This window comes from Falsiroseomonas selenitidurans (assembly GCF_012103215.1).
Lineage (GTDB): Bacteria > Pseudomonadota > Alphaproteobacteria > Acetobacterales > Acetobacteraceae > Falsiroseomonas > Falsiroseomonas selenitidurans.
The window spans coordinates 25,011-39,433 of sequence record NZ_JAAVNE010000018.1; the positions used below are offsets into that span (position 1 = coordinate 25,011).

The window sequence follows — 14,423 nt, forward strand, 5'->3', positions numbered from 1 at the left end:
ATCAGTCCGCGCGGGCGCCGGACCGCGCCACCGCCTCGCGCCACACAAGGCGTTCCCGCGCCATCAGCGGTGCCAGGGCGGCGCGGCCCTGCGGCATGGCGTCGGCCTTGCGCTGCTCCAGCAGGGCTGCCCATTGCGGGCTTTCCAGCGTGGCGCGGAAGGCGGCTTCCAGCGCCGCCAGCACCGGTTCGTCCAGCTTCGAGGGCGCGAAGATGCCGTACCAGGGGCTGGCATCGAAGCCCGGCACCGTCTCCGCCACCGCCGGCACCGCCGGCATGGCGCGGAAGCGGGTGGCGGAGGTGACGGCGATGGCCCGCAGCGCCCCGCCGGGGCCGACCTGGGGGGAGGAGGTGGCAAGCCCGTCGAAGGCCACGGGGATGGTGCCGGCGATCATGTCCGTCAGCAGCGGGGCGCTGCCGCGGTAGGGCACATGCGTCAGCTCCAGCCCCGCCACGCTGCGCAGCAATTCCATGGACAGGTGCGTGAAGGACCCGGCGCCGTTGGAGCCATAGGGCAGGCCGGGCTGCGCCTTGGCGCGGGCGATGAACTGCGCCAGCGTGGTGACATCCGGCATCGCCTTGGGCGAGACCACCAGCAGGTTCGGCTGCTGCGCCATCATCGCGATGGCGACGAAATCCGCGTCCGGATCATAGGCGAGGCGGGAGAACAGCGCCTTGTTGATGGCGATGATGCCCTGGGTCGCCACCAGCAGGCTGTGCCCGTCCGGCGTGGCGCGGGCGACGTTCTCCGCCGCCAGGTTGCCGCCGGCGCCGGCGCGGTTCTCCACCACCACCGGCTGGCCGAGCCGCGGCGCAACCTGCTCCGCCACTGCGCGCGCCAGGATGTCCGTCAGCCCGCCGGGGGAGAAGGGGACCACGAGGCGGATCGGCCGGGTCGGGCGCCACGCATCCTGGCCCCTTGCGGCGAAGGGCGCGGCCAGCGCACCCCCAAGGATCAGGCGTCGCGTGGCGTGCATCATCGTCGTGTCTCCGGCTCTCGGCGCATCCGCGGCTCGGCGCGCCCGGCGCCGCCCAGCATGCGCCAATCGGGGGCGGGAGCCAAATCCGCGGCGCCCCCCCTTGCCGGCTCAGCGGCCCTTGAACTGCGGCGGGCGCTTTTCCATGAAGGCGCGGCGGCCTTCCACATAATCCTCGCTGGCGAAGCAGGCCTTGACCATGGCGTCGCAGGTCGCCTCGTCCGCCTCGCCGCGGTTCTTCAGCGCCTGGCCGATGATGAACTTGGCGCTGCCCACCGTCAGCGGCGCGTTGCCGGCGATGGTCTTCGCGTAATCCGTCACGAAGGCTTCCAGCTGGTCGTTCGGCACCACCCGGTTCACCAGGCCCATGACCCGCGCATCCTCGGAGGACCACTTCTTCGCGGTGAAGAAGATCTCCTTGGCGAAGGAGGGGCCGACCAGGTCCACCAGCTTGCGCAGCCCGTGCAGCGGGTAGCCCAGGCCGAGCTTGGCCGCCGGCACGCCGAAGCTGGCCGTCTCGCCGCAGATGCGCATGTCGCAGCACACCGCCAGCGCGGTGCCGCCACCGATGCAATGGCCCTGGATCATGGCGATGGTGGGCTTCGGGCAGTCCGAGACCGAATCATAGGCCCGCGCCGTCTGCGCCTGGTAGGCGGCGACGGCGGCTTCCCCGCTGCGCTCGGATTCGAACTTCGAGATGTCGGCACCGGAGACGAAGGCGCGACCTCCTGCTCCGGTGAGAACAACCACGCGGACCTCCGGGTCCGCGGTGAAGTCGGCCATGATCCGCTCCAGCGCCTCCCACATCTCCATGGAGACGGCGTTGTGCCGTTCGGGGTTGTTGAAGGTCACCCAGCCGATGCCGTCCGCCTTCCGCGCCAGCATCTTCTCCGAACCCGTCACGATCATGCCGTCCATCGCACCCACCCTCTCCGCCTTGAAAGCCCTCTCCCCCGCCGGCGGGGAGAGGGAGAAAACCTCAGATCACCTGGCGCGCGTGCAGGTCGGCGATGGTCGCGGCGTCCAGGCCGAGCTCGGCCAGCACCTGGTCCGTGTGCTCGCCGATCGCCGGCGGATGCGTCACGATGTGCGACGGCGTGCGCGACAGGCCGATGGGCTGGCCGACATAGGCGACGTTGCGGTCGCCGCCGTTCAGCGCCTGGGCGATGCCCAGATGCTGCACCTGCTCATCGGCGAAGACCTCGTCCACCTTGTAGATCGGGCCGCAGGGCACGCCCTGGTCGTTCAGCGCCTTCACCCAATGGGCGGTGGTGTTGGTCTGGGTGACCGCCTCGATCATCGCGTTCAGCGCGTCCCGGTTCTCGCTGCGGAGCGCGCCGCTGCTGAAGCGCGGGTCAGCCTTCCATTCCGGGTGGCCGAGGCCGTCCGCGCAGCGTTCCCAGATGCGCTGGCCGGAGGCGGCGATGTTCATGTAGCCGTCGCTGGTCTTGAACACGCCGGTCGGGATGCTGGTCGGGTGGTTGTTGCCCGCCTGCTTCGGCACCTGGCCTTCCATCAGCCAGCGGCTGGCCTGGAAGTCCAGCATGAAGATCTGCGCCTGCAGCAGGCTGGTCTGCACCCACTGCCCCTTGCCCGAGACCTCGCGCTCCAGCAGCGCGATGAAGATGCCCTGGGCGGCGAACAACCCGGCGCAGAGGTCGGCGATCGGGATGCCGACGCGCACCGGGCCCTGGCCCGGCAGGCCGGTGATGGACATCAGCCCGCCCATGCCCTGGGCGATCTGGTCGAAGCCCGGGCGGCCTGCATAGGGGCCGTCCTGGCCGAAGCCGGAAATGCTGGCATAGACCAGCCGCGGGTTCACCGCCGACAGCGCCTCATAGTCGATGCCGAGCCGCGTCTTCACGTCCGGGCGGAAATTCTCCACCACAACATCGGCCTTCTCGACCAGCTTCTTCAGCAGGGCGACGCCGTCCTTGTCCTTCAGGTTCAGCGTCATGCCGCGCTTGTTGCGGTGCAGGTTCTGGAAGTCCGAGCCCTGGCGCGGGCCGCCCATCGGGTCGCCCTGGTCCAGGCCCTCCGGCATCTCGATCTTGATGACGTTGGCGCCCCAATCGGCCAGCTGGCGGACGCAGGTGGGGCCGGAGCGCACCCGCGTCAGGTCCAGCACGGTGAAGCGGGACAGCGCGGTGGACGCCTGCGGCGCGGCCGGCGCATCGGTCTGGGACATCGGGGAACCTCCTTCGCGAGCGTGGTTCCTAGCACCGGTCGGCGCGCGGGCAAACTGTTGACAGACTGCACTTGCCCTCGGCAACTTCCCGACCATGGAGGATGAAAACCCGCCGGTGGTCGCGCCCACCATGCCGGAGCCAAGGCTGGTGGAGCCCACGGCGCTGGAAATCGTGCGCACACGCTCGCTCGCTTCCCTGGTGGCGCAGGAGATCGAGGCGATGATCCTCGCCGGCACCCTGGCGGCAGGCGAAAGGCTGAACGAACAGCAGCTGGCCGTGCGGCTGGGCGTCTCCCGCGGCCCGGTGCGGGAGGCGGTGCGGGGCCTGGAACGCTCCGGCCTCGTGGTCTCGGTGCGCAACCAGGGCTCCTATGTCCGCAGCGTCAGCACGGCGGAGGCGCTGGAGATCTACGACCTGCGCGCGGCGCTGACCGGCCTGGCCTGCGCCCGCCTGGCCGGCACTGCCAGCGCGGCGGACCGGGCGGCGCTGGAGGCGCTGGTGGCGCGGATGGACCAGGCGCGGCGGGCGGATGACGCGCCGGCCTATTACGGGCTGAACCTCGACTTCCACGCCGCCCTGCTGGCCCGCGGCGGCGGCCCGCGCACCCGCCGGCTGTACGAGGATCTGGGCAACGAATTGCACCTGTTCCGCCGCCGCGCGCTGGTGGAGCCGGAGAACATGCGGGAGAGCAACGCCGAGCATGCCGGCATCGTGGCCGCCATCGCCGCCGGGGATGCCGCCGCGGCGCGCGCGGCGGGGGAGGCGCATATCGCCGGTGGCAAGCGCCGCTTCCAATCCACCGATGCCAGCGCCACCCATGCCGGCCCGACGCATGCGCCCGACTCGGCGGCCCGCGACCCCGGCCCGCCGCCCGCAAAGGCGCCCGCCGCGCCTGGCGGGCGGCCGCGCCGGGCTGCGCGTTCCGCAACCAACTGAAAGGAAACCGTTGCGGCGCGATCCGCCGGGGATGATTTTCATCCGCGACGTTCCTGCGGTAGGGTTCCGCCCTTAGGACGTCAGCAACGGGGATGGAAGAATGACTCACCTCAGCATCACGCGGCGCGGGCTTGGCCTGGCCGCGGCCGGCACGGCATTGGCGCCCGGCCTGGCGGCCGCGCAGGCACCGCAGTTTTTCCGCATCGGCACCGGCTCCGCCGGCGGCACCTACTATCCGATCGGCGGCATCATCGCGAACGCCATCTCCTGCCCGCCGGGCGCGCCCTGCAACACCGCCGGCGCCACCGATGGCGTGCCCGGCATGGTCGCCGTGGCGGTGGCCACCCAGGGCAGCGTGCAGAACGTGAACCTGATCCAGTCCGGCAATGCGGAAGCGGGCTTCACCCAGTCCGACGTGTTCCACTGGTCCTACACCGGCACCGGCCTGTTCGAGGGCCGGCCGAAGCTGGAACGCCTGCGCTTCGTCGCCCACCTCTTCCCCGAGCACATCCACGCCGTGGTGCGCCGCGACAGCGCCATCCGCGGCTTCTCGGACCTGGCCGGCAAGCGCATCGCCATCGGCCTGCAGGCCAGCGGCGCGCGCATCGGCGCGGAGATGATCCTGGAAGCCAACGGCCTGCGCGCCGGCCGGGAATACAACGCCGAATACCTGAACCAGGCGCAGGGCACCGAGCGGATGCAGGATCGCGGCCTGGACGCGACCTTCACCGTGGTCGGCTACCCCGCCGCCGCCTTCACCGAATTCTGCAGCCGCACCGGCTGCCGCATCCTGCCGATCCAGGGCGCCGAGGCGCAGAAGGTGATCGAGCGCGCGCCCTTCTATGGCACCGGCAACATCCCCCGCACGGCCTATGAGGGGCTGGAGGCCGATGTGCCGACCCTGACGGTCGGCGCCCTGCTGGCGGTGCGCGACAGCGTGCCGGAGGCGACGGTCTACGCCATCACCAAGTCGCTGTGGTCGCAGACCACCCGCGGCCTGCTGGACCGTGGCCACGCCAAGGGCAAGGAAATCGTCAAGGAAGGCGCCCTGACCGGCCGCGGCGTGGTGCCCTTCCACCCGGGCGCCGAGCGCTACTACCGCGAAGCCGGCATCCTCTGATCCCGCTTCCCCTCTCCCCCCGGCGGGGGGAGAGGATTGGCTGAGGGGGCCGGGCCTGCCCGTCCGGCCCCGACACGACCGCCCGCTGCCCTCCCCCCGGGGAGGGAGCCAAGCCCCCCGTACCACAGAGATCCATGACGATGAGCGGAACCCCCGCGCCGACCAAGCTTGACCTGGAGGCCGCGGCGCGGCTGGAGAAGGAGGCCGATTCCGAGCTGCGCTTCCGCGACCTGCGCGGCTTCACCGCGCAGCTCGTCTCCGTGCTGCTCGTCGCGCTGTCGGTCTTCCACTACTACACGGCGGGCTTCGGCATCCTGACGGAGCATTGGCACAAGGCCATCCACCTGGCCGCCGTGCTCAGCCTGATCTTTCTGCTGTTCCCCGGCGGGCTGCTCTCGGTCGGCCCGCGCCTCGGCGGCATCCCGGTGCTGGACTGGCTGCTGGCCGGCGCGGTCACGGCGGCCACCCTCTACCTGCCGCTGATCTTCGACGACCTGACCTTCCGCATCGGCAACCCCAGCGAGACCGACGTGGTGATGGGCAGCATCATGGTGGTGCTGGTGCTGGAGGCGACGCGGCGCGCCATGGGCTGGATCCTGCCGGCCATCGTCTGCGTCTTCATCGCCTATGCGCTGTTCGGCAACCATCTCTCCGGCGTCCTGGCGCATCCCGGCTCCGACTGGGCGGGCTTCGTCAACCATGTCTACCTGACGCAGGAAGGCATCTTCGGCATCCCGGCCAAGGTGGTGGCCACCTTCGTCTTCCATTTCGTGCTGTTCGGCGTGATCGCCACCCGCATGGGGCTCGGCCAGTTCTTCATCGACCTGGCCAGCGTCATCGCCGGGCGCTACCCGGGCGGGCCGGCCAAGGTCGCCGTGCTGTCCTCCGCCATGTTCGGCTCGATCAGCGGCTCCTCCATCGCCAACACCGTCACCACCGGGTCGCTGACCATCCCGGCGATGAAGCGGATCGGCTACAAGCCGCATTTCGCCGGCGCGGTGGAAGCCGCGGCCAGCGCCGGCGGGCAGATCACCCCGCCGATCATGGGGGCCGCCGCCTTCGTGATGATCGAGTTCCTGGAAATCCCGCTGACCACGCTGCTGATCGCGGCGGCGGTGCCGGCGGCGATGCATTTCTGGGGCGTCTTCGTGCAGGTGCATTTCGAGGCCAAGCGCCTCGGCCTGCGCGGGATGAACGAGGAGGAGTTGCCGAAGCTGTGGCCCACCATCCGCGATGGCTGGCCCACCGTGATTCCGCTGGTGGCCCTCGTCTGGGTCATCGTCGATGGCTACACGCCCTACCTTGCCGCCTTCGTCGGCATCACGCTCTGCGTCATCGTCGGCTTCCTGAACCCGCGCAACCGCCTGACGCTGCGCGATTTGTGGGAGGCGCTGGACATGGGCGCGCGCTACGCTCTGGCGGTCGGCGCTGCGGCGGCGGCGGTCGGCATGGTGGTGGGCGTGGTGACGCTGACCGGCGCCGGCTTCCGCGTCGGCTTCATCGTCACCCAGGCGGCGGCCAGCACGGCGCAGTGGTTCGCGCCGATCTTCGACATCCTGCCGGCCAGCTTCGGCAGCCTGGCCGGGCTGACCCTGTTCATGACGCTGGTCTTCGTGGCGCTGATCTGCATCGTCATGGGCGCCGGCATCCCGACCACGGCGCTGTATATCGTGCTGGCGGCGATCGCTGCGCCGGCGGTGGTGCAGCTGGGCGTGCCGCCGCTGGCGGCACATCTGTTCATTCTCTACTACGGGATCCTGGCGGACCTGACGCCACCGGTCTGCGTCGCCGCCTTCGCCGCCGCCGGCATCGCCGGCTCCAATCCCTTCCGCACCGGGCTCACCGCCTTCCGGCTGGGTGCGGCCAAGGCGACGGTGCCCTTCGTCTTCGCCTATGCGCCGGTGATGCTGATCATGGTGCCGGATTTCTCGCTCGGCGCCTTCCTGTTCGTCACCGTCACCTGCGCCCTGGGCGTGCTGGCGCTGGGCCTCGGCCTGACCGGCTATGCCTTCACCCATATGGGCGTGGCCTCGCAGATCGGCCTGGTGGTGGCGGCGCTGCTGACCATTTCCCCTTCCGGCCCGCTCACCGCGGTCGGTGCGGCGATCGCGCTGCCGATCCTGGGGCTGAACTGGCTGCGCAGCCGGCGTGAGGCGGCGCCGGCCTGACGACGGCGCCGCCGGGCGCCGGTTCAGACCGGCGCCAGCCCCACCGTCAGCCCGCCGCAGACATACAGGACCTGGCCGGTGACGAAGCCGCTGCGCGCGTCCAGGAAGAACTGCACGCCATTCGCCACATCCTCCGGCGTGCCGAGCCGCTTCACCGGCACGCCCTCGATGATGGCGCGGGTCCGCGGGCTGTTGTCCGGATTGGCGTTGCGGAACAGCGCCGTGGCGATCGGCCCCGGGCCGATGGCGTTCACCGTGATGCCATCCGCCGCCAGCTCCAGCGCCCAGGTCCGGGCCAGGCCGATCAGCCCGGCCTTGCTGGCGCCATAGGCCGTCCGCAGTTCCTTCCCCAGCGCGGCGCGGGAGGCGATGTTGACGATGCGCCCGAAGCCCGCCGCGCGCATCGCCGGCAGCAGCGCCTGCGCCGCCAGCACGGCGCTGCGCAGGTTGACATCCATCACGGTCGCCAGGTCTTCGACCGAGGTCGCCTCCAGCGGCGCCGGCCTCACCACGCCCACATTGTTCACCAGCCGGGTCGGCGCGTGCCGCTCCGCCACCGCCGCCAGCACCGCCCGCGTGGCGCCGAGGTCGGCGAAGTCGCAGGCGTGGAAATCCTCCGCCGGCAGGGGCTGTTCCGGCGGCCGCAGATCGAGGTTCACCACCCGCCAGCCGGCTTCCGCCGCCCGCTGCGCGATGGCGCGGCCGATGCCGCCCGAACCGCCCGTGACCAGCACCGTTTCCTTCACCGGAAGCTCTCCTCGAGCCAATAGGTCAGCCGGTCCGCCAGGCCTTCCCAGCCCAGATCCAGCATCATGGCATGGCCCATGCCGTCCAGCAGGGCGAAGGGCGCGGCGTGCCAGGCGGCGGTGCGCACCACGGCATCGGGCGGCACCAGCGGGTCGCGCCGGCCACCGAACACCACGGCCGGCCGGCCGAGCCCCCAGGCCGGCGCCACCGGCTGAGGGGCCTGGGCTTCCAGCAGGGCGGTGCGGCTTTCCGGCCGCAGCCGGGCCAGGTGGTGCAGCGCCACCGCCTCCGGCAGGCCCGGCCCGAACAGGGCGCGGCGCAGCGCGCCATCCGCCGGCCCGTCGGTCTCCGTCATCCGCGCCACCGCGCGCCACAGCGGCGGGTCCGCCATGGCAAGGCGCCAATTGGCCCAGGCCAGGCCCTCCGGCGGCGCCGGCGCCAGCAAGGCCAGGCCGGCGGCGTGCGGCGCATCCAGCAGGCGCTGCGCCACCAGCCCGCCCAGCGAATGCCCCACCAGCACCACGGGCCGCTGCAGCGCCGCCAGCGCAGCGCGGGCATCGGCCAGGAAATCCGCCAGGCCGGCCGGCCGGTCCGCCGTGCCGCGGTTGAACTCCGGCGCGAAGACGGCGTGGCCGGCGGCAGCGAGCCGGCTGGCGAAGCCCTCGCTCCAGACCCAGGCGCCGCAGGCCGCGCCATGCAGCAGCAGCAGCGCCGGGGCGCCGGGGCGGGGTGCCGGCGGGTCCCAGGCCAGCATGGTGCCGCGCGCGAAGCGCAGTTCGTGGGGATCGGGGGTTCGCATCCGGCGTCATGGTGGCAAGCCGCGCCGCCGCCGACAACCGGGCAGCGCGGCGTTTTGCGCGCCGGCGGCGCCGGCTGCCCTGGCCGTGGCGGTTGCAGCCGCTATCCTGGCACGATGCCCCACGGTCCCGACCCCATGCTGGCGACGCTGGTCGCCTGCATCCTGCTCGCCTTCCTGATGGGGAGCGGCGCGCGGATGCTGCGCCTGCCGGCGCTGATCGGCTACATCGCCGCGGGCGTCGCCATCGGCCCCTACCTGCCCGGCGCGCTGGCGGAACGCGGCATGGTCACCGCCATGGCCGATATCGGCGTGGCGCTGCTGCTGTTCAGCATCGGCCTGCATTTCCGCGCCGCGGACCTGCTGGCGGTCTGGCGCGTGGCGGTGCCGGGGGCGCTGGCGCAGATCGCCATCGCGCTCGGGCTCGGGGCGCTGGTGGGGCAGGGCTTCCTGGCGCTGGAGACCGGGCCTTCGCTCGCCTTCGGGCTGGTGCTGGCGATCTCCTCCACCGCGGTGGCCACCAAATCGCTGGAGGAGCGCGGCAAGCTGGGCGGCACGGCCGGGCGCATCGCGCTGGGCTGGCTGGTGATGCAGGACCTGGTGGTGGTCTTCGCCCTGGTGCTGGTGCCGGCGCTGGCCAGCGGCGGCGGGGATGGCGGGGCGATGCTGTGGGAACTCGGCCGCGCCGCGCTGTCGCTGGCCGCCTTCGTGCTGCTGATGGCGGTGGCCGGCCGCCGCTTGCTGCCGCTGGTGCTGACGCGGGTGGCGCGCGGCGGGTCGCGGGAATTGTTCACCCTGGCGGTGCTGGCCGCGGCGCTGGGCGTGGCGGTGCTGGCCTCCTCGCTGTTCGGCGTTTCCTTCGCGCTGGGGGCCTTCTTTGCCGGCGTGCTGCTGGGGGAAAGCGATGTCGGCCACCAGGCGGCGGCGGAAGCCACGCCGCTGACCCGCATCTTCTCCGCCATCTTCTTCGTCTCGGTGGGCCTGCTGCTGGATCTCGGCGCGGTCGGCGGGCAGCCGCTGGCGGCCTTCCTCGCCACGCTCTCCGTCATCCTCGGCATCGGCGGCAGCGCCCTGGCGCTGCTGCTCCTGCTCGGCGTCGGCCCGCGCATCGCCCTGATCGTCGCCGCCGGCCTGTCGCAGATCGGCGAGTTCTCCTTCCTGGTGACGGAAATGGGCATCCGCCAGGCGCTGCTGCCGGAGACGGTGCGCGGCCCAGTGCTGATGGCGGCGATCGGCAGCATCATCGCCACCCCCCTGCTGCTGAAGGCGGCGGAGGCGCTGGCGCCGGCGCTGGAACGCCGCATGGCCGCGCGCAGCGCGGCGCGCGCCGCCCGCGCCCGCCCCACCCCGCCGCCGCCGCCCTGGCCGGTGCTGAAGGACCACGCCATCATCGTCGGCGCCGGGCGGGTGGGGGCCACCATCATCGGCGCGCTGCGTCGCCATCACCTGCCGCTGATCGTGATGGACGAGGACCGCGCCAGCGCGGAGCGCCTGCAGGCCGAGGGGGTGCCCACCATCTGGGGCGATGCGACGCGGCCCGAGGTCTTCGCCGCCGCCGCGCCGGAGCGCGCCCGGATCCTGATCCTGGCCCTGCCCGGGGCGCTGGAGGCGCGGGAGGTGCTGCGCCTGGCGCGCCAGGCCAACCCCGCCATCCAGACCGTGGTCCGCAGCCATTCCGAGACCGAGGCCACCTGGCTGGAGGCGGAGGCGGAGGTCGGGCTGGTGATGATGGGGGAGCGTGAGATCGCCCTCGGCATGGCCGATTATGCGATGCAGCGGCTGGGCCTGGCGGCCAGCACCGCCCAGGCCACGGTCGACGTGCTGCGCCGCCGCAAGCCGGAGGGCGGGAACTGAAGGCTAGCCCATCAGGGCCTTGAAGAGCCACAGCCCGGCATGAACGCCCGGACGCGAGGCCTTCACAAGGGCCCAGGCTGGCTTCGTTTCGCGGCGGTTGAAAAACCGTCCGGACGGTATAGTTACACGGCATGGTCGACGCGCATGCCGATTCCCGCACCCGCATCCTCGACGCCGCCGAGGCGATCGTGCAGGCGCGCGGCGTGCCGGCCCTGACGCTGGAATCCGCGGCGCGTGATGCCGGCATCTCGAAGGGCGGGCTGCTGTATCACTACGCCTCGAAGGAGGCGCTGCTGGCGGCCATGCTCGGCCGGCTGGCGGAGGTGATGGAGGCGGATTTCGCGGCCACCCTGGCGGCCCAGCCGGAAGGCCGCGGTCGTGCCGCCCGTGCCCTGCTGGCCTCGGCCCTGAAGGAGCCGGTCGCCGCCTGCGTGCTGCAGGACCGCGCCGCCGCCGTGTTCCTGGCGGCTTTCCACCACGACCCGGCGCTGCTCGACCCGGTGCGCGCCGTCTTTGCCCGGATGCGCGCGGCGATCGCGGCGGATGGGCTGCCGCCTGGGGTGGGCCAGGCCATCATGTGCGCGACGGATGGATTGTTCATGGTGCATGTCTTCGGCCTCTACACCCTGACGCCGGCGGAACTCGCCGATCTGCGCGCGGCGCTTGAACGCCTGCTGGAGACCGGCCGATGACGCGCCGGGCGAAGCTCGCCGGCGCCGCGCTGCTGCTGCTGGCCCTGGCCGGCGGTGGCTGGTGGGCGTTCGGCCGGGCGGATGCGCCGCCGGCCGCCCCGGCCGCCGCCAGCCCCGCGGCGCCCGCCGGCGTCGGCGCGCTGGGCCGGGTGGAGCCGGCGTCGCGGATCCGCCGCCTGGCACCCGCCAATGCGGCGGAAGGCACGCGGATCGCCCGGCTGCTGGTGGTGGAAGGCGATGTCGTGCGCGCCGGCCAGGTGGTGGCGGAATTCCAGGATGCCGGGCTGAAGGACGCCGCCCTGGCCCAGGCCGAGGCACAGCTGGCGCAATCCCGCGCCCGGCTGGCCCGCACCCGTGCCGCCGGCCGCCCCAGCGAAATCGCCGCCCAGCGCGCCCGGGTCGAGGCCCTGCGCATTGCCGAGGCCAGCGCGCGGCGGGAGGCGGAGCGGGCGGAGCGGTTGCAGCGCAGCGGCGCCGGGGCGGAGGCCACCGCCGAGCGCAATCGCTACGCCGCCAACCAGGCCCGCGCCGAACGCGCGGAGGCGGAGGCGGCGCTGGACACGCTGCTGAGCCCCCGCGCCGAGGATCTGGCACTGGCCGAGGCGGAATACGCCGCCGCCGAGGCCGCGGTCGCCCGCGCCCGTGCGGAAGCGGCCCTGGCCCGCCTGCGCGCGCCGATCGACGGCACCGTGCTGCGCGTGATCGCCCGCGCCGGCGAAGCCGTGGGCAGCGAGGGCGTGCTGGAAATGGCCGACCTGACCGCCATGGACGTGGTGGCGGAGGTGTTCGAGACCGACCTGCCGCGGCTGCGCCCGGGCGCGCCGGCCGAGATCATCGTGCCCGGGGAGCCGCGCCGCTTCCCGGCGACGCTGCGCGAGATCGGCTGGCAGGTGCGCCGCGTCACCCAGGCCGGCACCGACCCCGTCGCCGCCGTCGATGCGCGGACGGTCGAGGTGCGGTTGACCCTCGGCGCGGAGGGCGCCGCGGCGCTGGCGCGGCGGTCCAACATGCAGGTGCAGGTGGCGATCCGGCCGTGAGCGCGAGCGTCACCCTTGCCGCGCGCCGAGCGCCAGGGCCGGTGGCGGCCGGGCTGCTCGCGCTGCGCCTGGCCTGGCGGCAATTATGGTCGGAGAAGGCGCGGCTGGCCTCGGCCATCGCCGGCGTCATGTTCGCCTGCGTGCTGGTCTTCATGCAGCTCGGCTTCCGCGCCGCGCTGTTCGACAGCGCGACCGCGGTGATCGGCGCGATGCGCGGCGACCTGTTCCTGATGCACCCGCTGACCACCGCGAGCTTCCGCCCCGAACCCATGCCCCGCGCGCGCGCCTGGCAGGTGCTGGCGCTGCCGGAGGTGGAGCGTGCCGTGCCGATCTACCTGGCCCAGGCCACCTGGCGGAATCCGGAGGATGGCACGCGCCGCTCCATCCAGCTGATCGGCGTGGAGGCCGATGCGGGGGTGCTGGACTTCCCCGGCCTGGCGCCGATCCTGGACCGGCTGAAGCGCGCCGATACCATCGCCTTCGACAGGCGGTCCCGCCCCGAATTCGGCGCGGTCGCGCGGCTGCTGGAGGAACGCGGACCCTTCGAGGTGCAGGTCGGCAACCGGGACATGGAGGTGGTCGGCCTGATCGAGATCGGGCCCTCCTTCGGCGCGGATGGCAACATCGTGCTGTCGGACGTGAATTTCCGTCGCGTGGTGAAGGAAAGGCAGGTTTCCGCCATCGACCTGGTCGCGATCCGCCTGCGCCCCGGCGCCGATGTGCTGGACGTGCAGCGCCGCTTGCGCGATTTGCTGCCGCCGGATGCGATGGTCCTGACCCAGGCGCAGCTGCATGCGCATGAGCGTGGCTACTGGGAGGAGGCGACGCCGATCGGCTTCATCTTCTCCTTCGGCAGCCTGATGGGATTGGTCGTCGGCATGGTGATCGTCTACCAGATCCTGTTCAGCGACATCGCCGGCCACCTGAAGGAATACGCGACGCTGAAGGCGCTGGGCTATTCCAACCTCTATCTGTCCCAGGTGGTGCTGGGTGCGGCGCTGATCCTGGCGGTGACGGGCTTCGTGCCGGGCATGCTGGTCTCCGCCCTGCTGTATGACGTGGTGGGCAGCGCCACCTACCTGCCGCTGTCCATGGATGTGGCGCGCGCCAGCTCCGTCTTCGCGATGATCTTCACCATGTGCGCCGTCGCCGGGCTGCTGGCGATGCGCAAGCTGCGGGACGCCAATCCGGCGGACATGTTCTGATGGACTCGCCGGTCGAACTGCGCGGAATCACCTTCGCCTACGGGGAGGGCGAGCTGCGCAAGGCGGTGCTGCGGGACGTGGATCTGACGGTGGCGCCGGGGGAGATCGTGCTGCTGACCGGCCCTTCCGGCAGTGGCAAGACCACGCTGCTGACGCTGATCGGCGCGCTGCGCGCGATGCAGGAGGGCAGCGCCCGCGTGCTGGGGCAGGAGCTGAACGGCGCGAACGAGGCCACGCGCGTGCGCCTGCGCCGCAATATCGGCTTCATCTTCCAGAGCCACAACCTGCTGGGCTTCCTGACCGCGCGGCAGAATGTGGCGATGGCGCTGGAGCAAGATGCGGCGCTGGCCGAGCGCCAGCGCCTGGACCGCGCGGCGGCGCTGCTGGGCCAGGTCGGGCTGTCGGAGCACCTGGACAAGCTGCCCGCCCAGCTTTCCGGCGGCCAGCGCCAGCGCGTCTCCGTCGCCCGCGCGCTGGCGGCCGAGCCCGGGCTGGTGCTGGCGGATGAGCCCACCGCGGCGCTCGACAAGGCGAGCGGGCATGAGGTGGTGATGCTGCTGCGCGACCTGGCCAAGTCGCGCGGCGTGCCGATCCTGCTGGTCACCCACGACCCACGCATCCTCGACATCGCCGACCGGGTGGTGGCGATGGAGGATGGGCGGATCGTCGGCGCCAGCGCGGAGCGGAACGCGGCGCGATGAGC

At 72.3% G+C, this 14,423-nt stretch carries 13 protein-coding genes; 8 read left to right on the forward strand and 5 right to left on the reverse strand.

The genetic code is table 11. The features are described from left to right. Position 1 precedes the first annotated feature (1 nt). From HEQ75_RS12685 to HEQ75_RS12695, 3 genes are all read right to left on the reverse strand, one after another. Positions 2–979: a Bug family tripartite tricarboxylate transporter substrate binding protein gene (locus tag HEQ75_RS12685; RefSeq protein ID WP_168031022.1), complete on the reverse strand. Its 978-nt coding sequence runs from the start codon at positions 977–979 to the stop codon at positions 2–4. A gap of 108 nt (positions 980–1,087) precedes the next feature. Then, positions 1,088–1,894 carry an enoyl-CoA hydratase gene (locus HEQ75_RS12690; RefSeq protein WP_209318519.1) on the reverse strand — a complete coding sequence of 269 codons (807 nt, stop codon included), beginning with the start codon at positions 1,892–1,894 and terminating at the stop codon, positions 1,088–1,090. Between the two features lie 61 nt (positions 1,895–1,955). Next, positions 1,956–3,164 (reverse strand): CaiB/BaiF CoA transferase family protein, encoded by a 1,209-nt coding sequence (locus HEQ75_RS12695; protein WP_168031024.1) that lies wholly within the window; start codon positions 3,162–3,164, stop codon positions 1,956–1,958. Between the two features lie 94 nt (positions 3,165–3,258). On the opposite strand from HEQ75_RS12695, the gene HEQ75_RS12700 reads away from it, so the two are divergent. The 3 genes from HEQ75_RS12700 (at position 3,259) to HEQ75_RS12710 (ending at position 7,389) form a co-directional block, all read left to right on the forward strand. Next, positions 3,259–4,101 (forward strand): FCD domain-containing protein, encoded by an 843-nt coding sequence (locus HEQ75_RS12700; protein WP_168031025.1) that lies wholly within the window; start codon positions 3,259–3,261, stop codon positions 4,099–4,101. 100 nt (positions 4,102–4,201) lie between these two features. Next, a complete protein-coding gene (locus HEQ75_RS12705) occupies positions 4,202–5,221 on the forward strand; it encodes a TAXI family TRAP transporter solute-binding subunit (protein WP_168031026.1) in 1,020 nt (339 codons plus the stop codon). Positions 5,222–5,361: 140 nt separating this feature from the next. Further along, entirely contained in the window at positions 5,362–7,389 is a 2,028-nt protein-coding gene (locus HEQ75_RS12710; RefSeq protein WP_235961556.1) for a TRAP transporter permease, read from the forward strand. A 23-nt stretch (positions 7,390–7,412) separates the two neighbouring features. On the opposite strand, the gene HEQ75_RS12715 is transcribed toward HEQ75_RS12710, so the two are convergent. Next, positions 7,413–8,135, reverse strand: a complete 723-nt coding sequence (locus HEQ75_RS12715) for an SDR family oxidoreductase (RefSeq protein ID WP_168031028.1) — start codon at positions 8,133–8,135, stop codon at positions 7,413–7,415. Next, complete coding sequence (locus HEQ75_RS12720) at positions 8,132–8,935, reverse strand: alpha/beta hydrolase (protein WP_168031029.1); 804 nt, start codon at positions 8,933–8,935, stop codon at positions 8,132–8,134. The genes HEQ75_RS12715 and HEQ75_RS12720 overlap by 4 nt, the downstream gene beginning before the upstream one ends. Before the next feature lie 114 nt (positions 8,936–9,049). Here HEQ75_RS12720 and HEQ75_RS12725 point away from each other — a divergent pair, with 114 nt between their 5' ends. The 5 genes from HEQ75_RS12725 to HEQ75_RS12745 all read left to right on the forward strand — a co-directional run bounded on the left by HEQ75_RS12725 (position 9,050) and on the right by HEQ75_RS12745 (position 14,421). Continuing rightward, complete coding sequence (locus HEQ75_RS12725) at positions 9,050–10,786, forward strand: cation:proton antiporter (protein WP_168031030.1); 1,737 nt, start codon at positions 9,050–9,052, stop codon at positions 10,784–10,786. A gap of 131 nt (positions 10,787–10,917) precedes the next feature. Further along, positions 10,918–11,478, forward strand: coding sequence for a TetR/AcrR family transcriptional regulator (locus HEQ75_RS12730; RefSeq protein WP_168031031.1), 561 nt, complete (start codon positions 10,918–10,920; stop codon positions 11,476–11,478). Then, entirely contained in the window at positions 11,475–12,515 is a 1,041-nt protein-coding gene (locus HEQ75_RS12735) for an HlyD family efflux transporter periplasmic adaptor subunit (RefSeq protein WP_168031033.1), read from the forward strand. Before HEQ75_RS12730 ends, HEQ75_RS12735 begins: the two co-directional genes overlap by 4 nt. Further along, a complete protein-coding gene (gene devC, locus HEQ75_RS12740; RefSeq protein WP_328733797.1) occupies positions 12,512–13,720 on the forward strand; it encodes an ABC transporter permease DevC in 1,209 nt (402 codons plus the stop codon). Before HEQ75_RS12735 ends, devC begins: the two co-directional genes overlap by 4 nt. After that, entirely contained in the window at positions 13,720–14,421 is a 702-nt protein-coding gene (locus HEQ75_RS12745; protein ID WP_168031035.1) for an ATP-binding cassette domain-containing protein, read from the forward strand. The genes devC and HEQ75_RS12745 overlap by 1 nt, the downstream gene beginning before the upstream one ends. The last annotated feature ends 2 nt before the right edge of the window (positions 14,422–14,423 follow it).